This is a genomic window from Helicobacter sp. 11S02629-2, from assembly GCF_002272875.1.
Taxonomy (GTDB): domain Bacteria; phylum Campylobacterota; class Campylobacteria; order Campylobacterales; family Helicobacteraceae; genus Helicobacter_I.
In genome coordinates, this window is sequence record NZ_MLAN01000001.1 from 282,285 (window position 1) to 306,295 (window position 24,011).

Consider the following 24,011-nt stretch of genomic DNA (forward strand, 5'->3'; position numbering starts at 1 on the left):
CATGCAAAAAGATGAAAACTTAGAAGAAAAAGATACTGGAACTAACTTAGAGCAAGATGCAAGCACACAAGAAAAAGTAAGCGAGCAAGAAAAAGCAAGCGAGCACATAGAAGCCTTAAAGCAAAAGATAAAAGAGTTAGAAGAGAGTAATCTTAGAACTCACGCAGACTTTGAAAACGTCAAAAAAAGGCTAGCTAGAGAAAAAGATAGTGCACTTGATTATGCTTATGAGGCCTTTGCTAAGGACTTATTAAGCGTAGTTGACGCACTAGAAAGAGCTTTAGAATCTGCAAATGAAGCCAAACAAGAAAGCATAGCTACAGGTATAAGCCTAACGCTTGATAACCTCTTAAAAGTCTTAGGTAAACATGGTGTTAGCAAGATTAGCTGTGAGGGTGAGTTTAACCCAACACTTCATGATGGCATCATGCACGAGGTTAATGAAGCTAAAAAAGATGGTGAGATATCTCGCGTTTTACAAGTAGGCTACATATACAAAGATAGAGTTTTAAGACCAGCAATGGTATCAATCACAAAAAATTAAATTTAAACACAAGGAAAGAATATGTCAAAAGTATTAGGTATAGACTTAGGAACCACAAACTCTGCTATGGCGATTTATGAAGGTAATGAAGCAAAAATCATAGTAAACAAAGAAGGCAAAAACACTACTCCTTCAATAGTAGCTTTTAGTGATAAAGGTGAAATCCTAGTTGGTGAAGTAGCTAAAAGACAAGCTATCACTAACCCTAAAAAAACCATCTATTCTATAAAAAGGATAATGGGGCTAATGTTTAATGAAGAAAAGGCTAAAGAAGCAGAAGCCAGACTTCCTTATAACATAGTTGATAGAAATGGTGCTTGTGCTGTTGAGATAGGCGATAAAGTCTACACTCCTCAAGAGATAAGTGCCAAAATCTTAAATAAACTAAAAGAAGACGCAGAAGCCTACCTAGGTGAAAAGATAACTGAAGCAGTTATCACAGTGCCTGCTTACTTTAATGACAGCCAAAGAAAAGCTACTAAAGAAGCTGGAACCATTGCAGGCTTAAACGTACTTAGAATCATAAATGAGCCAACTGCAGCAGCCCTAGCTTACGGACTAGATAAAAAGACTGAAGAGACTATCGTGGTTTATGACCTAGGTGGTGGTACATTTGATGTTACAGTGCTTTCAACTGGTGATAATGTAGTAGAAGTTTTAGCAACTGGTGGAGATGCTTTCTTGGGTGGAGATGACTTTGATAACAGAGTTATAGACTGGCTAGCTGAAGAGTTTAAAAGCGAAACTGGTATAGATATAAAAAGTGACATTATGGCACTTCAAAGATTAAAAGATGCTGCAGAAAATGCTAAAAAAGAGCTAAGTAGTGCAACTGAGACTGAGATAAACTTACCTTTCATCACAGCTGATGCAAGTGGTCCTAAACACTTAGTTAAAAAGCTAACTCGTGCTAAGTTTGAAAGCCTAATAGATGACTTAATAGAATCTACTATCAAAAAAATCGGCGAAGTTATAAAAGATGCTGATAAAAAAACTAGCGATATCAGCGAAGTAGTTATGGTAGGTGGGTCTACTAGGATACCAAAAGTTCAAGAAAGAGTTAAAGAGTTCATAGGTAAGGAGCTAAATAAGTCTGTTAACCCTGATGAAGTTGTAGCTATTGGTGCGGCTATCCAAGGTGGTGTTTTAAAAGGCGATGTAAAAGATATCTTGTTGCTTGATGTTACCCCTTTAAGCTTAGGTATAGAAACTCTAGGTGGCGTTATGACTAAGGTTATAGATAGAGGTGCGACAATACCAATTAAAAAATCTCAAGTATTTAGCACAGCCCAAGACAACCAGCCAGCAGTTAGTATCTCTGTGCTTCAAGGTGAAAGAGAAATGGCAAAAGATAACAAGTCTTTAGGTATGTTTGATCTTCAAGGTATACCACCAGCCCCTCGTGGTGTGCCGCAAATTGAAGTTACTTTTGATATCGATGCTAATGGTATCTTAACTGTTAGTGCAAAAGATAAAAATACTGGAGTTTCTCAAGAGATAAAAATCACAGGAAGCAGCGGTCTAAGTGATAGCGAGATAGAAAAAATGGTAAAAGACGCTGAGCTTCACAAAGAAGAAGATGCAAAAAGAAAAGTAGTTATCGAAGCTAGAAATAACGCTGATGCTGTAGTCCACCAAGCTGAAAAGTTTGTAAGTGAATCAAAAGATAAGATTCCAGCAAGTGATCTTTCTAACCTAGAAACCCAAGCTAACGCGCTAAAAGAAGCTTCTAAAAACGAGGCTGCAAGTGCAGATGAGTTAAACGCAAAAACTAAAGCCTTACAAGAAGCACTAGGCAAGGCTATGCAAGCAGCGGGCGCACAAGGTCAAGCTGGCACAAATCAAGGTGCTGAGCAACAAGCAGGTGCTAAAAAAGATGATGATGTAATCGACGCTGAAGTCGAAGATAAATAGGCTTTAACTTATGACTGCAAGCCTCTCGCAGTCATAGTCTAAGCTTTTTAAAATCTTAGATTCTATACTTTATAGAATCTAGCCCCTTTTACTCTTACCACTCTTACCAAGCAACACAAAAATAAAATCTTATAGCTAAATAGCCTCTCCAAACAAAGCGTAATAATCTTTCATAGTGCATCTATAACATAAGTGCCATGTGAGACTAAGTCATACTCCTAGCATCAAGCTACCTTCTTTATTAGTCCCCCTTTCATGACACTTCAGGAGTACAAAAGATAGACATAAAACATATTTTATAAATTTATAGAATCTATTTTTTATTAAAAACATTATGAGTAGATATGAAGTATCAACGTGGCAATCATATATTTTTAGATTCCACAACCATCCAAAAGCTGTTACTAATATATACAAAAACTACTATATTAAGATAAATATGTATCTTAAAGTTACATATTTTGATATAAACTTAGCGTAACAATCATTTTTCTAACACTTTCAACTATCTTTATGTACCCTGAAACTAGAAACAATTACATAAAGGAAAAGTATGCAAAATGCAGATTCAGACTTTAAAAAAGTTTTAGGTAACAAAGAGGTTTTAGCTCTAGCTTTTGGAGCGATGATTGGCTGGGGGTGGATAGTTTTAACTGGGGGCTGGGTAACTGGAGCTGGCAGTATAGGTGCCATCCTTGCTATAGCTTTAGGCTCTATAGTCATCATCTTCATAGGACTTTGTTACGCTGAGCTTGCAAGCACTTACCCTTTTGAAGGTGGGGCTATGATCTTTTCTTTTAAAGCCCTTGGTCACTTTCCCTCTTTCATCTGTGCGTGGGCTTTGATCCTTGGCTACTTTTCAGTTGTAGCCTTTGAAGCAGTAGCCCTTCCTACAGTTTTTGACAACCTAATCCCGGGCTATCAGCACATCTTTTTATACAACATTGGCGGCTGGGACTTATACCTCACTTGGGTTTTAATAGGCATGGCAGGCACAGTCATAGTAACAGCACTAAACTACTTTGGTATAGAGCAAGCAAGCATCTTTCAAACCATAGTCACTTTAATCATAGTAGTTATTGGCGCGGTGTTTTTCTTTGGATCTTTAATCATGGGGCATGCTTCTAACTTAGAGCCACTTTTTAACCACACACAAAGTAGCCACTTTTTCTCCCCTGCTATAGCTGGTATCTTTGCTGTGCTTATCATGGTGCCATTTTTGTTTGTAGGGTTTGATGTTATACCTCAAAGTGCTAGTGAGATAAACTTGCCACCTTATAACATAGGCAAGGTTTTAATCATCTCAGTAGTTGCAGCTATGCTTTTTTATGCAGGTATGACTTTTGCAGTAGCCTTTGTCTTAAAGCCAAGCTCTATAAACCCTAATCTTCTAACTACCCCTCAAGCTATGCAAGCAGTCTTTGGAGGCCACACTATAGGATTCCAGCTTATGATAGTTGCAGGCGTTGCTGGAATCATAACTAGCTGGAATGCCTTTTTTATCGGAGGAAGTCGCGCTATCTACTCTCTTGCTAAAGCTAAGATGTTGCCAGAGTTTTTAGGCTACATCCACCCAAAACATAAAACGCCAACAAGGGCTATACTACTTATGGGTATAGCAACCATCCTTGCGCCTTTGCTTGGGCGTCCAGCACTAGTTTGGTTTGTAGACGCTGGAAGTCTAGCTATAGTCATAGCTTACTTGCTAGTTTGCGTATCTTTTGTAGTTTTACGCTTTAAAGAGCCTCATATACAAAGACCTTTTAAGGTTAAAAAGGGCATGGTTATAGGGATCTTAGGCATCATAGGAAGCATAATCCTTATAGCGATGTATATGCCTTTTTCCCCAGCTGCACTAAGCAAAGAAGAATGGATAATCTTTGCTGTATGGGTGCTTTTTGGTCTCTTTTTATACGCTGTAGCAAGAGCGAAGTTTGGCACTAAAGTATCTAAAAGCGTGATAGAAAGTATAGTTGGTGCATAAGTAATGAAGTATGTGAAACTCCCTATATTATTACAAGTAAGCTTAGCTTGCGTGGTAATAATCATAGGGATAAAAATAATAAATAATCATATTTTTAAATATTTTCTTTTATCGCAGTTTGTCTTTGGCAAGCTGTAATCATGACATAAAGATAATGCCCACGCTGATATCAACATCTTCTAGTGCTTAACTAGTGTTTTATCAGTATAAAAAATAAGAATGTGCTTTAAGCCAAAAAAACTAGATTCTATAAATTTATAGAATCTAAAAAGTGCCCTAGCTAGTCTTGCTAGCCTAGCATACAGGGTAATGGCTTTAGTAAAAACACTTAGTTTTTAAGAAAAAGTTGGATAGGAGTTTAATGCCTCTTTATAGCCTTTTATTCCTTTTTCTAAGATAGAAGCGTCATTTGCTATATTCATAGTGTCATAAACGCAGTAAGTCTCTTCTACTTCCATGCCAAGATAAGCAGCACTGTGACGCTCTGGTAGTAAGTAGTCTTCTAAGTCAAAGCCATTTCTTCCGTCTTTTGTATATTTAGACTTTGGTGAGCCAGTGCTTACCATAAGCTTAAACTTCTTGCCAGCTACTAGCTTTGGGGTTTCGCCAAATAAGATTCCAGTAAAAACACTATCCATATACTGTTTTAAAATAGTTGGCATGTTAAACCAGTAAACTGGAAACTGCATAACTATCCTATCAGCCTTACCTAGAAGCTCTCTTTCTTTTAGTGCGTCTATATTAAAGTCTGGATAAAGCTTAGCGATGTTTCTAACTTCTATATCTTTTTGCCCTTCTATTGAAGCTATAAGGGCTTTGTTTACAACGCTTTGTTCTATGTTAGGGTGACCTAGTAGTATTAAAGTTTTCATTGTTTAATCCTTTTAAAATGAGATTGGTGTGAAAATCCAAATGCTTTTTATTCTATATCAAACGTGATAATCAAACCAAATAGTTTTCTACACTTATAAAAACTATCCTCACTTTAAAAACATCAAGATACTACTTACGACCTTAGAAGGACTGATATCTGAGACGTTATACTTTTTTGCAACATAGGGCTTAATAAGACCAAGGTTTGAAAAAAGCTTTACTCCATTAAAATTTTCTTCTATAGCGTCTTCATAAAGGGTTTTTGAGTTAGGCCTAAGCTCTCTAGGGTATTTACTAAAGCGTCCTAAGTTATCTCCATTAGCTAAGATTAAAGTAGGCTTATTTAGGGCGTTAGATAGGTGGGCTGGGGCATGGTTATTAACCACGTTTAATAAAGAGTTCTGAAGTAAAAATATAAAAGAAGCCAAGTCTAGCTTACCTACAAGATTAGTGATATTTGGATGAGTAAGTGTGCAGACTTTTAAGTCTTTCTCGCTTCCACAAAGCACTATTTTTAAGTCTTTTTTTACTTCTAAAAGCTCTCTTAAGACCTTATCAAAGTGCTTATATCTTTTTTCTGGTAGACTTGATTCTAAAGATACTAAGATATAGCTTTTATCTTTAAAGGTTAATACATCCTTATCTTTTATGGAATCTTCTTTGATATCCATAAGCTCAAAGTCAATCTTCAAGTCTGCGTTTAAAAACGCTTTTACCATATTGATATACCTATAGTGCTCAAAGTTTATGCAAGTGCCAGTATCAAGCACCCTATTGTAGAGATTTAGACATTCGTAGTATTCATCTATATCTATATTGGCTAAGTTTCCTTTTATCATAACTTTAGAAGTAGCATTAGTATGCAGGGTTAGCACTCTAGTAAATTCAGTGTGTGAAAAGGCTGTGTTTAAAAGAAAGTGGGACTTAAGAAGGGATAGTTTTTTTAAAGTCTTGCTTAGATAGCCTAGCTTGTTTTCAAGCTTTTTTGTATCTATATAGACTATATCTTTAAAGCTTTCTTTATCATAAAGCTCTATAAACTCTTTGCTTTCAAGCGCACTAACTAGTATTAAGTCGTATTTTTCTAAAAGATGTGGGATGGTGTTTCTAAAAAGTATATAGCTACTTAGTCCTTCAAGACAAAAAAGCACTACAGTTTTTCTTCTCTCTTGCCAAAAGTTTGGGTCTGCTTTAATTTTTTTTAGGCTTGCTACTAGGCTAACTGCGTTTCTTAATGCAAAGTTTAAAGACCTTTTTAAGCTAGGCTGTCTTAAGACAAAGCTCATATTAACATCTAAGATATCACCTAAAAAACTTGGCTTTAACACAGGTATATCTAAAGCTAGGGCCTTTTTTATAGACTCTGAGTTCTCGCTTATAACTAAGTCGCAATCTTGTAAAGTTGATTCTACAAAAAACTTATTTTCTTGAAAAAAAATATCTTTTATGGGCGATTGTATAAAAAGTTTTATCACCTCTTGCTCCTAAGTCAAATATATCTGTTTGAAAGTTTCAAAAACTTCATTTGGGGTTATGCTTTCTACGTCAAAGACCTTGCTTTTATTACATACATATAGGTTTTTTTCTCCACTTAAAAGAAAGCGAGAAAGCGGGGTTTTTGAAAGGTTATTACCCCCTAGTCCAGATTCTACATTACCAAAAAGTGTGATACTTGGTCTGTTTAAAGCCCATGCTAGATGGGTTACTCCAGTATCACCACCTATAACGCACTCCATCTTACTTACTAGATACTTTATAGCGTTAAGGTCAAGTTTTGGAAGTAGGCTAGAGTTAACTTTAGCTTCTTTTAAGTCTTTGCTTAATTTCTTTGCTTTTATTTCATCATCATACCAGATAAGAAAGATTCTTATATTTGCCAAAGAAGATAAAAGCTTGGCTAGGTTTAAAAAAGATTGCACAGGATAAGTTTTTAAATCCTTTGAAGTCTCAAGTATAAAAAGTACTTTAAACTCTTTTTTATCATCTAAACTAAAGTCTTTTAGTGCCACTTTTGCCCTAGTCTCATCAAAGCCAAAGCTATCTTGACGCCTCTTTAAGGCTTTATTCATATCTATATCAATGTTAAAGGGATTAAAAAATATAGCCTTGCTTCTAACTAAGACATTTTCTTGATAAGGCACATGCACTTTTTTGTTATAAAAAAGGCTAGCTAGTGCTTCTCTAATGGAATCTTTATCAAAACCTATAAAATGCTTTTTGTTTAAAAACTTACCTATAAGGCTAGATTTAATAAGGCCTTGGGCATCTATGACATAATCAAAGCTTCCACAATTTTTACAATATCTTCTTATGGCTAAGATTCCACCTAAAGACTTAAAAAGCTTTTTAAAAGGCAAGATATGAAGCTTCGTTATACTTGGAGAATCTTCTAGCACACCACTAAAACGCTCATCTACAAACCACTCTATCTCACACTTTTCTTCACTTCCTAGTTTAGAAATGATAGCCTCTTTAAAGGCGTGCAAAAAACTAGCACTTACAATAATATCGCCTAAGGCAGACACTCTAATGATGGCTATCTTCATACTATCTACTTAGATCTAGCTCTCTTATATAACTTCAAGTTTTATAGGAGTTTGATTAAGCGCTAAAAGCTCAGACTTAAAAGCTAAAGAATCTAGTCTTATGCGTAAGAGGTTAGTTGAAAGGCTATACTCGTAGTTAGTAAGACGTTGCATGATGTTAGCAACTGTTAGTATAAAGCTTAAGGCACGAAGTTTATCCTCACTTGGAAGGTAAGGAGCAAACTTGGCATTTGGCTTAAACTTAGACTTAGTTGCATTTTCTAGTATGGTTGATATAAGCATCCTATCTTTATGAGAAAAGCCATAACTTAAAGCGTGCAGTGCTAAGTAAGCACTATGCTTATTAACATGATAGAAGTTAAAGCTTGCTCCTGCATTATAGATCTTAGAAGCGATTTCAAGATGATAAAGATACTTTTCATCAAGCTCAAAGCTTTCACTTAGAAGGAAAAAAAGCTCTTTTGCCCTTTTAAAAAGGATATTACTCTTTTGTATCTTTTTGCTTGCGTAGCCCGCACTTAGGGTATCTTGTAAGGCCTTAAGACTAGGCTTAAAGCCATGTGGGAATTTATTATTAGAGTTCCTTAGCATATCATGCAAGAAAACTCCTTCTCTAACCCCTACTCCACTTACTATAACGCTTTTTATATGTAAGACTTTTAGTAAGGTAGAAAGGATTAAAACGCCCGGCCTTATAGAATCAAGCCTTGCAGTATCTATATTTAACTCTAAAAGCTCTTCATCACTAGCATGAAGTATCTTATCGCAGTACTCTATAAAAACTTCACTGCTGTTTTCATAGCCATGTAAACTATCAAAGCAGTAGTTTGTATTTTTAATGATGCACTTTGCTAAAGCCCTAATACTCCCTCCTATACCAAAGCACTTTTTGATATTTAGATCTTTTAAAGGCTCTATATTTTTAACTATATAGTCTTTGACATACTTCTTAGCACCTTCTATATCGCCCTCATCAAAGAAAAGCTCTTTTAGCCTTATACTCCCAAGATTAAGACTTAAAAGGCTTTTTATATGACCTTCATCTATAAAAGCTAGCTCAGTTGACCCCCCACCTATATCCATGGTTAATCCAGTATTAGTATGCAAGAGATTAGCACAGGCAAGGGCACCAAAGTAGGCTTCTTTTGGACCGGGGATAACTTTTATCTTTATATCAGTTAACTCTCTTACTTTTTTCAAAAAAGCATTTTTATTAGGTGCATCCCTTGTAGCAGAAGTCGCCACACAAAACATCTTCCTAGTCCCATAGCTTTTAGATATCTTGTCAAACTCTTGGAGTGCTTTAAGCGCTCTAATGATGGCTTCTTCTTGCAAGTAGCCTTCATGCTCATAGCTTCCTTCTGAAATCCTAACCTTAGCTTTTAACTCATATAAAAGATGGAATCCAAACCTACTTGTCCTTTTAAAGATAGCCATCCTAGCAGAGTTTGAACCTATGTCTATAACGCTTGTAATCTTACTCATTCTTTTTTCCTTTGGTTAACGATACTCTATAGCATCAACTGGGCAGGCTTTTATACACTTTGGATTAAACTGCCTATCTTCTTCTATGCAAAAGTCACACTTTTTTGGATCTAATATATAAACGGGCGCACCTGCTGTTATGGCGTCATTAGGACACACTTGCAAGCAAGCATCACAAGCTATGCAGGCTTTGTTTATAAAAAGCATTAGTTTTTTACCAGATTCTTAAGCAGCTTTTTTAGGTGGGTTGGAAGGATAAAAGCACTTTCATGAAGCCTAGAGTTATAGTAGCTTGCATCTTCTAGCATATCGCTTTTTTGAAGTTGTAAGCTTGCTAGTGGATGATAGACATTACTCGCATAAGCATAGATTTTTTTACTTAGACTAAAAGGAAGGCAAAAAGGCATCAAGATATTAAAGCTTGCAGTTGCTATAGCGATATTTGCTTTTAAAAGGGCAAGGTTTGGAAGTGTGCTTAAAGAGTAGATAAAGATACTTTTTTGTGAAGCCATCTTTGTTAAAGCACTTAGCTCATTAGCCTGAAGGCTCCCTAAATGGTAGATAAGATCAAACTTAGACCCCATAAGTGCCATGAAGCTAGTGCTTATTTTTATATTTTCACTACTTAGTGCAGCTTTAAAGTTAGGGAAAAAGCCACTTAGTACATTTAAAGATTCTAAGTCATTAACCACTAAGTCTACTTTTATACCAAGCTTACTTAAAAGATAGGCTAGCTCTAAGTTTAAGCTCCCATATATCAAAGCAGTTTTAGCATCTTCATGTGTGGAGTAAGCACTAAAGCCTAGCATCTGTGCTTCTTCTTCTACTTCAGTTTTGTAAAGTATCTCTTTTTGATTAAGCAGCACTATATCGCCAAAAGTTTCAGTGCTAAAAAGTTCAAGGTGAAGATTATCAGCTTTATACTCTGTGATTTTGTGTTTGATACTAAATTGCTGTTTGTAGTCTTGGTTTAAGTTATCTGTGATCCACATTAAAACCCTTTTTGTGATTTTCGTTTAGTTTTATAAATAAGTAAGATTCTACCAAAATCTAAGAGGCTCTAATCAAGTTTGTTAGAATGGCTTTTTTTAACATTATCTTGTAACTAAGAATGCTTACACACGATGTAATCTTTAACTTTGCTATAAGCTAAGAGGTCTTTAAGCCAAGATGCAATCATGCATCTTTTAGATTCCATAAAACTAAAAAAGCTTTTTAAATATCTGCTTATCACGCCCTGTTATACAGGGCTTACAATGACACTAAATGACGCCAAAAATAAATAAATAAATAAAAACAAAACCTTGCGTCTAATAAGTGCTACTGCACTTATTAGTCTTTCTTACTTTGCATCTTCTTTGGGGCTTGTGTCACTAGGATTAGTTACAGTGCTATCTTTTGGCGTGCTATTAACCCCGGGGATGCTTATACCCTCTGGCACCTCACTTGCTGGGGTTTGGCTTACTGGGATTTGGTTTGCTGGCTTGCTTGCTGGTACCTCACTTGCTGGGGTTTGGCTTGCAGGCTCACTTGCTGGGGTTTGGCTTGTAGCACTTGGGGTGCTTTCTGGAGTAGTAAGCGTTGCAGAGTTAGCAGGGCTTACCATAGGTTTTATCTCACTATCAACTTGTGTCTTATCAGTCATAGTTTTAGTAGCTTCAGGCTGCGTAGCTGATGTGCTATCTTGTGATGCATTATTTGCTGATTTATTATTTACTGGCATAGAAGATTCTAAAGTGCTAGTTTCTGTACTAGGCTCTTTTACTTTAGTAGATTCTTTAGCCTTATCTACTGACATAGTGCTTTGAAGGCTTGGCTCTGTGCCTAGTCTAAAGCTTTTTACCCCGTAGTATTTAGCTATATCAAAATTAGGCCACTCACTAGCATTAGCACTCGGACTACCCCACTCCCCTAGCCTGTCATAGAATCTACTAGCCTTGTAGTACTTAGGGTCTATGACTATATCTTCTATACCCCTTGCTTTTTGAGACTGTATCTCTTTGAAGGCAGCTTGCTGAAGTGTATAGTAGTTATAGTAAGCAAAAAGCACATATAACGCATAGATTAGCGTGCCTATAGGAAGCACGTAGTTTAGTATCCTTTTAAGATTAAACTTAACATCAAAGTCTTTATAAAAGTAGCCAAAGATTAAAAGTATGCTTATAAGTGAGACTATGTGATCTGCCATATGTGCTCTATGAGGTATATCTATATAAAGGACAGTTAGTCCACCTAAAAAAGCCCATGCTAGCTGCAAAAAGAAAAGCTTGGTATAAAGTGTGCGAAGCTTAGCCCTTAAGATCAAAGCACAGATTAAAAGTAGGATTAATATAACTCCTACAGAGTAGACATCAAGGAAGAATCGCGTAAGATAGCTAAGCACTAAAAGCACTAAGATGGCTACATAAAGCTTTATACCACGTTTGAAAAACTTAACTACAACTGGCAAGAAGCTTAAAAAGACACTTACAAAAACTATACTTTTAAAGAAGTGGCCATAAGCAACATTTGCCCTAACTATCATCTCTGGAGTTGTAAGAGAGAAAAACTCTTTTGCGTTCATATAGCGTAATATCCCATCTAAAGTTTCACTCTTTATAAAACTACCTCTTGCACTAGACCCGGGCGATATATAAAGCACTATAAAGCCTATGATTAAAAAGAGGATTCCTATATAAAACCAAAGTGGTATCTTTTTGCGGCGAACAAAAGTAAAGATGGCAAATACTACTAAAGTCACTATGCTTAAAGGGACTGCTAGCTCACTGCTAAGCCCTGCAAAAAAGCCAAGTATCGCCATAAGTACTACTCTAACTATGTGTTTAGACTTTGATGCAGCAAAAGGCAAGGCTGGCTTTTTTAAAGCATAGGTATGATTAGCATAGGATTCTATAAGGAAGTAAAAAGCCTACTAGGATAGTTATACCCCATAGATAGTTTAGTGCACCCGCTCCCCAGACAAAGTCGCCTCCAAAGTTGAAAAATAATATCATGCTTAAAAAGACTATAACTAAGGCTAAGAAGTCTTTAGTAGTCCTAGGATTCCTAGCATAGACTAGATAGAAAAGGAGGTATAAAAAGACAACTGCTACTATCGCATTAACTAGGTCAAAGTAAGGAGTGTCTGCAAAACGTGCTATAAAGCTAGTGTTTAGAATCTCTCCTATCCTTCCATTATTAGTAAAGTAAGAAAGTTGTGAGAAGTCAAAGTGAGAAGTTGCTTTTAGATATGCACTAAAGTCATCACTTTGCATAGGAAGTAAGTAGTTGACAAGTAGCATGTATATAAAAAATACAGCAAAGAAAAGTATAACTAACATAAAACTAAACCTTATTTGTAGAATCTATAAAGTACTGAGGTCTATTTTTCACCTGCTCATAAATCCTAGCTATATACTCACCTATGATACCAAGGATCATGATTTGGATTCCACCCATGAAGAGGATTATAACAATTAAGGAAGGATAGCCCTTAACTGGGTTGCCAAAAGCAAGCGTGCTAACAACCATATAGATTCCATATAAAAAGCTTAAAAGGCTTATAACAAAGCCTAGGTAAAAGGCTACTTTTAAAGGAAGTGTTGAAAAGCTTACAACTCCAGCTAGACCGTAGCTAAAAAGCTTTCTTAGGTTAAACTTTGAAACACCACCTGCGCGCTCTTCAAAAGGACAAATTAAGCAAGTGCTTTTAAAGCCAACCCAAGCAAATATCCCCTTGCTAAATCTATGATACTCACCAACTTCTAAAATGGCATCTATGACTTTACGCGATAAGATTCTATAATCTAGCACATTAGGCTCTATCCTAACATCTACTAAAGAGTTATAGATAGAGTAATAAAGCCGCGTTAAAGCCTTTCTTAATAGACCTTCTGGCCGACTAGCTCGCTTAGTGTAGACCATATCATAGTTGCCAGTTTTATAGGTTTCAAGTAAGTTTTTTATAAAGCTTGGAGGCATTTGCAAATCAGCATCTATGATAACTGCTATATCTCCCCTGCACTCCCTTAGACCACAAAGTAAAGCACTTTCTTTGCCAAAGTTTCTAGAAAAGTTTATAAGCTTAGTCTCTACACCTTTGCTTGATTCTAGTTTTAAAACTTCTTCTTTAGTTTTATCCTTACTCCCATCATTAATGAACAAAATCTCAGTGCTACTTAGTTCCTCACTTATAGAATCTAAAGCACTTAAAAGCTCTTTGTAAAACTTAGCTATAACGTCTTCTTCGTTATAACAAGGCACTATGACTGAAAGGCTGTATTTATGCATACGGTGTACTCTTTATGTAGTTGAAATATATGTAATTATAAACAGTTTTAACTTTGCAAGTAGCTTAATGACTACTTTTGTTAAAATACAAACCTCAAAGCACAAAACTAGGACTTACATGCATGACACAACACAAAAATCTAAACCTATATATATACGCAATCTTAAAAAGGGCTATAAGCTAGCTTTTAGTATCTGGATCTTACTAGCTATCTTGCTTTTTGCCTTTACTATAACACTAAGTAGCCTTTCATATAATAAAACATATACTGCAGAGTTAAATGTCCAAAGTTCAAGCAAGATAGGTTCAACCTACTTCAATGAAGCTAAGATGCACTTTAAAAGCAATATATTTCGTGTTCAAGAAAATATATCTACTATCACCATCTTAGATATATCTTATAAAGATGCCTTAAGCAAAAAAGACATCACTAGCCTAACACGCCACCTTCAATATATGAACTTTAACACTCCTTTGAAACTTAAAGGGAACATAGCAAGCATTACTTACAAAGTATCTTTTTTACCTCTATATAAAATCTTAGCTTTGTACTTTATAGCTGGGCTTATACTTATCTTTATAGTAAGTGAGGCTGCCTTTAGCTTTAAACAAAAAATACTTGAGTTTGTAAGCTCTCCTAAATTTTTGCAAGTTTTTATAATCTCAGCAGTCATCTACCTTATAGCCTTAAGTGCACTTTTAAGAGGAGATGTCTACTATATAGATGACTTGGGAAGGGCTATAGGGTCTGGTGATGACTGGGCTGGCTTTAGTAGGTATATAGCAAGGGATCTCTACGCTATCATTAATGGCTTTAAAGGCTTTCCTTATACTGATATCTCTCCTTTGCCTCAGCTTTTTGCAGCTTTGATCTTAAGCCTAAGTGGCATGCTTATATCTTTTATAGTTAGAAAAAAACTTGATATAGTTGGGATAGTCGCTACTCTCCCACTAGGACTAAGCCCTTACTTTTTAGAAAATCTATCATATAAGTTTGACGCCCCTTTGATGAGTTTTTCTTTGCTTTTAATCTTAGTGCCATTTTTATTTAAAGACAATATAAAGCTTTTTTTATACACAAGCGTAGTCTTTCTTATACTTTCTCTTTCAACCTACCAAGCAAGTAATGGAATCTATATAGTTTTTACCCTTCTTTTAGTCTTACTTAACTACCTTTATAAAGAAAAAAGTGGGAAAGAGAATCTAAAGTTTTTAGGCTTTGCTGTGCTTTCTTTTATAGTAGCCATGCTAGTTTATAAGTACGCTATAGCAACTCCAGTTAATGGCTATGTAAGTAGTGAGGCTATGAGTGTTACTAAAATCTTAGAAGGTGGGTATCTTAAAACCTATTTAAGCTATGTTTTTAGTGACTTAAAAGGCTTGCCATTTTTTGTATTTGCCATCATAGTTGCCATACTTTTTATCATCACTAATACTTTAGCTACCAAAAGAAATAAAGCCCTAGCCTTCCTAGCTTCTATAGTCTTTTTAGTTCTAGGGCTTTGCTTTTTTGCTGGGGCTTACTTAGTTCTTAGTAAGCCACTTTTTGCCCCAAGGGCTTTTATAGGCTTTGGTGCCTTTGTGACTTTAGTCTGCATAGGGCTAGTTTATATACAAAACTTTAAGTGGCTAAAGTATATAAGTATAGTTTTTGTAGCTCTTTTATCTTACTCGCTTATAGTTTTTGCTAACTCTTATGGTAATGCTATAACTGCCCAGCAAAACTATATGATGATGAGGGCTAGTTTTGTAAGTAAAGATCTAGCTACATTAATACCAAGAGAGATGCAGCCTAAAGTTGGAGTAGTACTAGATGGTGGTATAGGCTACGCTCCAGTAGCTTCTAACTTTATAAAAAGATATGGTGGGGGCATAGCAAAAAGGCTTATAACTGGTGTTTTTAATCAAGCTTCATTTGCTTTTACCAAATACCCTTTAATCTATCAAGGCACTAACTACCAAGACTACTACAGCACTCAATGCTCCAAAGAAAACACAGAGGCTAAAAAAACACTTCTACTAGATAATGCTTTTCAAAGTATAAGTAAGTCTGGAGAATGCTACTTTGTAGACTTAAAGCCAAGCACTTGGCAAGCCCAATAAGAACAAATAAAGGCAAGCAAATAAGTAGGCAAGTAAGTAAGTAAGTAGGCAAAAACAAAACATTATCAAGATACCTAAGTGCTATCTTGATACTTAATATCACCTCTTTTTAAGATATAAGCTAGAATCTAAACTTAAAAATTAACTTCTTTTTTACTTTTAAGATAAAAAAAGATATCTACTTTCAAATCTCCAAGGACTTATAGTTATGCCTACTTTTAGTGCCCTATCAAGATTTTATTCTAGTCTAACTAAAGGCTATAAGCTAGCTTTTAAAATCTGGCTTATCCTAGCGATCTTAGCTTTTATCTTATGTGTAATCCTAGGTGCTTTAACACATAATAAAGTCTATACTGCAAGCTTAGATATAAAAGGAGACGTTAAGCTTGGCTCTAGCTTTACTTATGCTGCAAAGATAGACCCTAAGTTAAGTCTACTAAACTCTTATAATAAACTCTCTCACATAAAGATTCTAGATATAAACTACACTAAAGAAGTAAGCAAAACTGATATAAATAACCTTACAAGAGACCATCAAACTATCACCTTTAAAAGCACAAAGCCCCTAGAAAAAGGTAAAGTAGCAAACCTAAGTTATAAGATATCTTTTTTACCCCTTTATAAAACACTACTTGGAATCTTTATAGCCCTTCTTATACTAATCTTTATAGTCCGTGATAGCTTTATAGTCTTTAAGATGCGTATATATGAGTTTATAAAAGCTCCTAAGTTTTTAGTAGTCTTTATAGTATCTTTTGTCATCTATCTTATAGCCTTAAGTGCCCTTTTAAGAGGAGATATCTACTATATAAACGACCTTGGGCGCGCCATAGGGCAAGGAGATAACTGGACTAACTTTAGTAGATATATATCTTCTTATCTTTATGCCTTGCTTGATAGCTTTAAAGGCTTTCCTTATACTGATATCTCTCCTTTACCTCAGCTTTTTGCAGCTTTGATCTTAAGCCTAAGTGGCATGTTTATATCTTTTATAGTTAGAAAAAAACTTGATATAGTTGGGATAGTCGCTACTCTCCCACTAGGACTAAGCCCTTACTTTTTAGAAAATCTATCATATAAGTTTGACGCCCCTTTGATGAGTTTTTCTTTGCTTTTAATCTTAGTGCCATTTTTATTTGAAAAAAACTTAAAAGTTTTTATGGGCATAAGCTTAGTTTTCATCCTGTTTTCTCTATCAACCTACCAAGCAAGTAATGGAATCTATATAGTCTTTACCCTTCTTTTAGTCTTGCTTAACTACCTTTATAAAGAAAAAAGCAGCAAAGAGAATCTAAAGTTTTTAGGCTCTAGCGTGATAGCCTTCTTAGTAGCCGCCCTTGCTTATAAAGTCTTTATCATAACTCCTCTCCCTCCAACCCAGTACGTAAGTAGCGAGGCTATGCAAACTACCAAGCTTTTAGAAGGAGGGAATCTTAAAACCTACCTAGTCCTTTTACTTAGCGACTTAAAAGGACTGCCATTTTTTGCATTTTCTATCATAGTAGGCTTACTTTTTTTACTAACTAGCACAATAAATGCAAAAAGAACTAAGCCCCTAGCCTTTCTAGCTTCTTTAGTTTTTTTAGCACTAGGGTTATGCCTAAGCTATGGGGCTTACTTAGTGCTTAGCAAACCGCTTTTTGCTCCAAGGGCTTTTATAGGCTTTGGGGTATTTGTAGCTTTAGTTTATGTAGGACTTTTTTATAAGCAAAGAAAAAGAATCTTAAAGTGGGTGAATGTAGTCTTTGTAGTCTTAGCAAGCTACTCTTTAGTTGTCTTTGCTAACTCTTATGGCAACGCTATAACTGCCCAGCAAAACTATATGATGATGAGGGCTAGTTTTGTAAGTAAAGACCTAGCTACATTAATACCAAGAGAGATGCAGCCTAAAGTTGGAGTAGTGTTTGAAGGTGCTATAGGCTACGCTCCAGTGGCTTCTAACTTTATAAAAAGATATAGTGGAGGCATAGCAAAAAGGCTACTACCAAAAGTTATGAACTTTACTGGCTTTCCTTTTAACAACGCCCCTTTAATCTACCAAGGGACATCCTATCAAGACTCTTATGGAGTAGCCTGTGCTAAAGAAAACATAAGCACTACAAAAATCCTTTTGCTAGATAATGCTTTCCACAGTATAAGCAAGGCTAATAACTGCTACTTTGTAGACTTAAAACCAAGCACTTGGCAAGCCAAATAAGAATAAGAGTAAGTAAAGCTTTAAAGATCTTAATCAAGAAGCCTTGTAGCATAAATCATGCAAATAAAGGCTATCTATATAAACAACCTCTTCTAGGCTTTAACTTTACTAGACCTAAGCCCTAACTATAAAATATAAAAAAGTTGTATTACAATACCCACATACACTAAAAAAGACACCTGACACCTAAAGGAAGCTTATAAATATGCAAAAAAAGTACATCACTACTCCTATTTATTATGTAAATGACAAGCCTCATATCGGCCATGCTTATACAACTATAATCGCTGACTTACTTAAAAAGTACGCTGAGATTAATGGCATCTCTACTTTTTTACTAACTGGTACTGATGAAAACGGTCAAAAGATAGAGCAAGCCGCCACTATGCATAATACTACGCCACAAAAATACGCAGATTCTATAAGTGCTAAGTTTAGAGATGTTTGGGATAGCTTTGAGATTGACTATGATAAGTATATGCGTACAACTGACTTAGAGCATAGATATGGCGTACAAAAAGCCTTTGAGATCATGTATAAAAAAGGTGATATCTATAAAGGCGAGTATGAAGGGCACTACTGCGTATCGTGTGAAAGCTTTTTTACACCAACTCAGGTTATAGATGAGCTTTACTGTCCAGACTGCGGCAAGCCAACCTCACTAGTTAAAGAAGAAAGCTACTTCTTTGCACTCTCAAAATACCAAGATAGGCTTTTAAAGTGGTATAAAGAAAACGCTACTTGCATCCTCCCACTTCACAAGCGTAATGAAGTAGTACGCTTTGTAGAAGAAGGCTTACAAGACTTATCTATAACTAGAACTAGCTTTGAGTGGGGTATAAGCCTGCCAAAAAGTTTAAATGACCCAAAGCATATAGTCTATGTCTGGCTTGATGCCCTTTTAAATTATGTAAGTGCTTTAGGCTATGGGCTAGATTATGAAGATGCTAAAGAGGCTTTAAGCAAGCTAGATAACAAAGATATAAAACGCCTCCCAAGCTTAGAATCCAAACTAGAGCTTTTTAACAACACAACGCATATCGTGGGTAAAGATATCTTGCGATTTCACGCTATTTACTGGCCGGCATTTTTAATGAGCCTAGATCTTCCTTTACCTAAGCAGATCTTAGCACATGGCTGGTGGACAAGAGAAGGCGTTAAGATGTCTAAAAGTTTAGGTAACGTCATAGACCCCTTAGAAGTAAAAGAGGCTTATGGAGTAGAGGCTTTAAGATACTTTTTACTAAAAGAAGTGCCTTTTGGGCAAGATGGCGACTTTAGCGAGCTAGCTTTTAAAAATCGTATAAATGGCGAGCTAAGTAACGATCTTGGGAATTTACTAAACCGCCTTATAGGTATGAGTGAAAAGTACTTTGACTACAGTATAGAGGGCACCTTAGAGGACTTAAAAACAAGCTTTAAAGAAGAGTTAGTAAAAATAGATTCTATAATCACTAAGCTTCCTAGCCTTATAGAAAACGTGCAGTTTCATCTCTACTTAGAAGGTATCTGGGAGCTTTTAACCTTAGCTAATGGCCTTATAACTAAGCTTGCCCCATGGACTTTAATAAAAGAAGGACGCATAAAAGAGTGTAATACTTTCTTAGTTTTAATAGCTAATATCCTTTTAAAAACTGCCCTTTTACTCTACCCTATCCTTCCAAAGTCAACTACTAAGATAGGAGAAAGCCTAGGTGTAGCTATAAATGCCACTAACTACAAAGCTTTTATAAAAGAAAAAAAATTACAAGAGCACTTCCGTATAACTAAGATTGATGCTTTATTTCCTAAAGTAGAAAGCCTAAAGATGCAAGCTATAGAATCTAAAGAGATAACACAAGCTAAAGCCCAAAATTCTAAAGAAGATTCTAAAAACGAAGATTCCAAAAAAGATACCTTGCCTCAAAGCACTGAAGGTCTTATCGATATAGCCGAGTTTAAAAAGATAGATATAAGAGTTGGCAAGATAGTAAGTGCTAGCGAAGTGCCAAAAAGCACAAAACTACTAAAGCTTGAAGTTGACTTAAATGAAGGACGCTTACGTCAGATACTAGCTGGTATAAAAGAAAGCTACTCTCCAGAAAGCCTAGTTGGAAGACAAGTAGTAGTGCTTGCTAACTTAAAGCCAGCCAAGCTTATGGGGCTAAGTAGTGAAGGCATGCTACTAGCTTGCAAGGATGAAAATGGTCTTGATTTGCTAAGTATAGAAAACTCCAAAGTTTTAGGGGCTAAGATTAGCTAAAGCTTTTTTAAAAAACATTATAAGGCACTACTAATATGAACAAACAACAACTAGCAAGCAAGATCTGGGAATCGGCAAATAAGATGCGTTCTAAAATCGAGGCAAACGAGTACAAAGACTACATACTTGGCTTTATCTTTTATAAATTCTTATCTGATAAGGAAGTTGCGTATTTAAAGAAAACAGATTGGAGTGACGCAGATATTGAGAAATATTTGGTTGAGGACGATACTGAAACCCTAAGCAATATACAGAAGAATATAGGATATTTTATTTCATATGACAATCTATTCTCTACTTGGATAAAGAAAGGCGAAAAAAGAGAGTTTGATGTATCTAATGTTAGAGATGCCTTATCTGCATTTAGTCGTTTGATTAGCCCTACTCATAAAAAAGTCTTTGATAAGATTTTTGATACATTGCAGACTGGGCTTTCAAAGCTAGGTGATAGTTCAGGCACTCAAACGAAAGCTATCAGCAATTTACTTCAACTGATAAAAGTTATCCCAATGGATGGAAAGCAGGATTATGACGTTCTTGGTTTTATCTACGAATATTTGATAAGCAACTTTGCAGCAAACGCAGGCAAAAAAGCCGGAGAGTTTTACACTCCCCATGAAGTATCTGTTTTAATGTCTGAAATCATCGCTAATCACCTGAAAAATAAAGATAAGATTTCAATCTATGATCCAACTAGCGGTTCAGGTTCATTGCTTATCAATATAGGTCGTTCTGTGTCAAAGCATATAAGTGATAAAAATAATATCAAGTACTACGCACAAGAGCTAAAAGAAAACACTTACAACCTCACTCGTATGAATTTAATCATGCGTGGAATCTTGCCTGATAACATCATCACTAGAAACGCTGACACTTTAGAAGATGACTGGCCGTGGTTTGATGAAAGCGACCCTAATAAAACATATACTCCTTTGTATGTTGATGCAGTTGTATCAAACCCTCCTTATTCACAAGCTTGGGATCCTAGCGATAAAGGCACAGATCAAAGATATGCAAGATTTGGCATGGCACCGAAAACAAAGGCAGATTATGCTTTCTTGCTGCATGACTTGTATCATATTAAGCCCGAAGGAATAATGGCAATAGTTCTTCCTCACGGTGTATTATTCCGCGGCGGCGAGGAAGAAAGAATACGTAAAAATCTAATAGAGAAAAACCATATTAAAGCTATTATCGGACTGCCTGCTAACATTTTCTTTGGAACGGGTATTCCTACTATTATTATGGTTTTAAAACAAAAACGTAAAAATACAGACGTGCTTATTGTTGATGCTTCAAAAGGGTTTATAAAGGTTGGCAAAAACAACAAACTCCAAGCATCTGATATAAAAAAAATCGTTGATGCGGTAATTTCAAAAGAAAGTATTGATAAGTTTTCACGGCTTGTTCCCAGAGAAGAAATTCGTAAAAACGAATACAATCTAAATATTCCAAGATACGTAGATTCTTCTGAAAGTGCTGAAAGCTATGATATTTATGCTTCCATGTTTGGCGGTATCCCTATAAAAGAGCTTGATAGCTATAAAGCCTTTTGGGATGAGTTTAAAGACTTAAAAAAAGTCTTATTTAAAAGTGATAAAACTCCTTATGTAAAAGTGGCAGTAGAAAATATATCTTTGGCTATAACTAACTCAGAAGATATAAAAACTTTTATAGATAAGTTTCAGGCTAACTTTGCAGGCTTTGAAGACTTTTTAGACACTAGATTAATACTTAATATGAAAGATATCTCAACTTCAAAAGAAGAAGAGTTTATAAGCAAAGACTTATTTAAACGCTTAGAGTTTACTAAGCTGCTTGATAAATATAAAGCATTTCAGCTACTTGATGATAACTGGGAAAAAATTGCCATAGATTTAGAAGTTATACAAACCGAAGGCTTTGCGGCTACAAAGCAAGTTGACCCCAATATGATTGTCAAAAAGAAAGATGGCAAGGATATCGAAGTTCAAGACGGGTTTATAGGACATATTATCCCCTTTTCTCTTGTTCAATCCGTATATTTTCGTGACGAAACTGATGCTATCAAAGCAAAGGAAGCTAGCCTATTAGAGATTACTGCCAAATATGATGAGATTCTTGAAGGTATCTCTGAAGATGATAAAGAAAGTTATAAGACCTGTTTTTCAGAAGAAAAAGATGCCTTTGTCGGTGCTGAAATATCAAAGGCTGTTAAAACACTTAAAAAGTCAGGCGAAAAGTACGCTACTAGTTCTATTGAAATGCAATTGATTCGTGTAAGCGAGCTAATGGTTAAAGAAAAGTCTTTGAAAGCTGCTATAAAAACCGATACAGAAAAGTTACATAGCAAGACTAAGAGCAAGATAGAGGGTCTAACTGATGAGCAAGTCTTAAAATTATTACATGATAAATGGATTACTCCACTTATAAAAGACATATACAATATGCCTAATACTTTAATAAGTACTCTAACTTCTGAGATTGAAAAGCTAGCCCAAAAATATCAAGTTACTTTTTTAGATATAGATAGGCAGATAAAAGATTCCCAAAAAGAGCTATCTTCCCTTATAGATGACCTAAGTGGCGATGAATTTGATATGTTAGGGTTAAAAGAACTGCAATCTTTGCTTGGAGGTGCTAAAAATGACTGAAAATAGTCAAAAACCGAGCATAAGATTTAAGGGTTTTGACTTCCCTTGGAAACAGCGTAAGTTTGATTATTTCTTCGAGGAACGTAATGAACGAAGTGGCGAAGGAGAAATGATATCCGTTACCATCAACTCCGGAATAAGAAAGTTTAATGAGCTTGGGCGTTTCGATACGAAGCCATCAGATTTGTCAAAATACAAGAAAGTTGAGGTTGGAGATATCGCTTACAACTCAATGAGAATGTGGCAAGGAGCGAGTGGCTATTCTCCTTTTTCTGGCATATTAAGCCCTGCATATACGGTTATTGTGCCTAAAACTGGTGTATCATCATTATTTTTCTCATACCAAATAAAGCGTCCACAGATGATACATCAGTTTGAAATAAACTCACAAGGTTTGACAAAGGATACATGGAATTTGAAGTTTCCTGCATTTAGCCAAATTGAAACAGCTGCACCCAAAGATACCGCAGAACAAGATAGCATTGCAAATGTATTTGTTCAGTTAGACAACCTTATCACCCTTCATCAGCGTAAGTATGACAAATTGGTCAATATAAAGAAGGCGTTGCTTGAAAAGATGTTCCCGAAAGTCGGAAAGGATATTCCTGAGATACGTTTTTCAGGATTTACTGAAGCCTGGGAACAGCGTAAGTTGAGTCAAGTATCAGACCGTGTTGTTCGTAAAAACTCAAATTTAGAATCAAGTTTACCTCTAACAATATCGGCTCAATACGGTTTAGTTGACCAAATTACTTATTTCAATAATCGCGTCGCAAGTCGTGATGTTAGCAACTATTATCTGCTCAAGCGTGGAGAATTCGCTTATAACAAAAGCTATTCTGACGGTTATCCTTTTGGGGCTATTAAGCGTTTGGACTACTATGAAATGGGCGTTTTATCTACACTTTACATCATATTTGCACTAAAATCTGAAATAATTGACTCTGATTATGTCGTTGCTTACTATGATACAAATCTTTGGCATAAGCAAGTTTCTGAAAGAGCCGCAGAAGGTGCAAGAAATCACGGATTACTTAATATTTCACCCGATGATTTTTTTGATACTGAAATAAAGTATCCAGCAAAAAAAGCAGAACAGTTTGGCATTGGCAAGCTGTTTTTAGAAATAAACAACCTTATCACCCTTCATCAGCGTAAGTTAGAAAAGCTTAAAAATATTAAAATTGCATTGCTTGAAAAGATGTTTATTTAGTAAAGAG

The 24,011-nt window shown here is 35.6% G+C and carries 17 protein-coding genes; 8 read left to right on the forward strand and 9 right to left on the reverse strand.

The genetic code is table 11. The annotated features are described in order from the left end of the window. Position 1 precedes the first annotated feature (1 nt). The 3 genes from grpE to BKH40_RS01185 all read left to right on the forward strand — a co-directional run bounded on the left by grpE (position 2) and on the right by BKH40_RS01185 (position 4,442). Positions 2 to 544 carry a nucleotide exchange factor GrpE gene (gene grpE / locus BKH40_RS01175; RefSeq protein WP_095276085.1) on the forward strand — a complete coding sequence of 181 codons (543 nt, stop codon included), beginning with the start codon at positions 2 to 4 and terminating at the stop codon, positions 542 to 544. A 21-nt stretch (positions 545 to 565) separates the two neighbouring features. Next, the gene (dnaK, locus tag BKH40_RS01180) at positions 566 to 2,458 is read left to right on the forward strand and encodes a molecular chaperone DnaK (RefSeq protein WP_095276087.1); all 1,893 of its coding nucleotides are present in this window, start codon (positions 566 to 568) and stop codon (positions 2,456 to 2,458) included. 553 nt (positions 2,459 to 3,011) lie between these two features. Then, positions 3,012 to 4,442: an APC family permease gene (locus BKH40_RS01185; protein WP_095276088.1), complete on the forward strand. Its 1,431-nt coding sequence runs from the start codon at positions 3,012 to 3,014 to the stop codon at positions 4,440 to 4,442. A gap of 335 nt (positions 4,443 to 4,777) precedes the next feature. Here the strand turns inward: BKH40_RS01185 and BKH40_RS01190 are convergent, their stop codons facing one another. From BKH40_RS01190 to BKH40_RS01230, 9 genes are all read right to left on the reverse strand, one after another. Further along, the gene (locus BKH40_RS01190) at positions 4,778 to 5,314 is read right to left on the reverse strand and encodes an NAD(P)H-dependent oxidoreductase (protein ID WP_095276090.1); all 537 of its coding nucleotides are present in this window, start codon (positions 5,312 to 5,314) and stop codon (positions 4,778 to 4,780) included. A gap of 108 nt (positions 5,315 to 5,422) precedes the next feature. Continuing rightward, positions 5,423 to 6,790, reverse strand: a complete 1,368-nt coding sequence (locus tag BKH40_RS01195; protein WP_095276092.1) for a glycosyltransferase family 9 protein — start codon at positions 6,788 to 6,790, stop codon at positions 5,423 to 5,425. Positions 6,791 to 6,799: 9 nt separating this feature from the next. After that, on the reverse strand, positions 6,800 to 7,861 hold the full coding sequence (waaC, locus tag BKH40_RS01200; RefSeq protein ID WP_095276094.1) for a lipopolysaccharide heptosyltransferase I: 1,062 nt from the start codon (positions 7,859 to 7,861) through the stop codon (positions 6,800 to 6,802). A gap of 24 nt (positions 7,862 to 7,885) precedes the next feature. Beyond that, positions 7,886 to 9,346 carry a Ppx/GppA phosphatase family protein gene (locus BKH40_RS01205; protein ID WP_095276096.1) on the reverse strand — a complete coding sequence of 487 codons (1,461 nt, stop codon included), beginning with the start codon at positions 9,344 to 9,346 and terminating at the stop codon, positions 7,886 to 7,888. A gap of 15 nt (positions 9,347 to 9,361) precedes the next feature. After that, on the reverse strand, positions 9,362 to 9,553 hold the full coding sequence (locus BKH40_RS01210; RefSeq protein WP_095276098.1) for a 4Fe-4S binding protein: 192 nt from the start codon (positions 9,551 to 9,553) through the stop codon (positions 9,362 to 9,364). Next, entirely contained in the window at positions 9,553 to 10,338 is a 786-nt protein-coding gene (locus BKH40_RS01215) for a hypothetical protein (protein WP_095276100.1), read from the reverse strand. Before BKH40_RS01215 ends, BKH40_RS01210 begins: the two co-directional genes overlap by 1 nt. A 350-nt stretch (positions 10,339 to 10,688) precedes the next feature. Then, positions 10,689 to 12,194: a DUF6056 family protein gene (locus tag BKH40_RS01220; protein ID WP_143428440.1), complete on the reverse strand. Its 1,506-nt coding sequence runs from the start codon at positions 12,192 to 12,194 to the stop codon at positions 10,689 to 10,691. A 28-nt stretch (positions 12,195 to 12,222) separates the two neighbouring features. After that, on the reverse strand, positions 12,223 to 12,666 hold the full coding sequence (locus BKH40_RS01225) for a DUF6056 family protein (protein WP_095276103.1): 444 nt from the start codon (positions 12,664 to 12,666) through the stop codon (positions 12,223 to 12,225). Between the two features lie 4 nt (positions 12,667 to 12,670). Next, positions 12,671 to 13,615, reverse strand: a complete 945-nt coding sequence (locus BKH40_RS01230; protein WP_095276104.1) for a glycosyltransferase family 2 protein — start codon at positions 13,613 to 13,615, stop codon at positions 12,671 to 12,673. Positions 13,616 to 13,682: 67 nt separating this feature from the next. Between BKH40_RS01230 and BKH40_RS01235 the strand changes: the two genes are divergently transcribed. The 5 genes from BKH40_RS01235 to BKH40_RS08890 all read left to right on the forward strand — a co-directional run bounded on the left by BKH40_RS01235 (position 13,683) and on the right by BKH40_RS08890 (position 24,004). Continuing rightward, on the forward strand, positions 13,683 to 15,719 hold the full coding sequence (locus BKH40_RS01235) for a glucosyltransferase domain-containing protein (protein WP_219350144.1): 2,037 nt from the start codon (positions 13,683 to 13,685) through the stop codon (positions 15,717 to 15,719). Positions 15,720 to 15,927: 208 nt separating this feature from the next. Beyond that, on the forward strand, positions 15,928 to 17,916 hold the full coding sequence (locus tag BKH40_RS01240; RefSeq protein WP_095276107.1) for a glucosyltransferase domain-containing protein: 1,989 nt from the start codon (positions 15,928 to 15,930) through the stop codon (positions 17,914 to 17,916). 205 nt (positions 17,917 to 18,121) lie between these two features. Further along, the gene (gene metG, locus BKH40_RS01245; protein WP_095276109.1) at positions 18,122 to 20,158 is read left to right on the forward strand and encodes a methionine--tRNA ligase; all 2,037 of its coding nucleotides are present in this window, start codon (positions 18,122 to 18,124) and stop codon (positions 20,156 to 20,158) included. A gap of 35 nt (positions 20,159 to 20,193) precedes the next feature. Further along, complete coding sequence (locus BKH40_RS01250; protein ID WP_095276110.1) at positions 20,194 to 22,791, forward strand: type I restriction-modification system subunit M; 2,598 nt, start codon at positions 20,194 to 20,196, stop codon at positions 22,789 to 22,791. Beyond that, positions 22,784 to 24,004, forward strand: a complete 1,221-nt coding sequence (locus tag BKH40_RS08890; protein ID WP_219350145.1) for a restriction endonuclease subunit S — start codon at positions 22,784 to 22,786, stop codon at positions 24,002 to 24,004. The genes BKH40_RS01250 and BKH40_RS08890 overlap by 8 nt, the downstream gene beginning before the upstream one ends. Positions 24,005 to 24,011 lie beyond the last annotated feature (7 nt).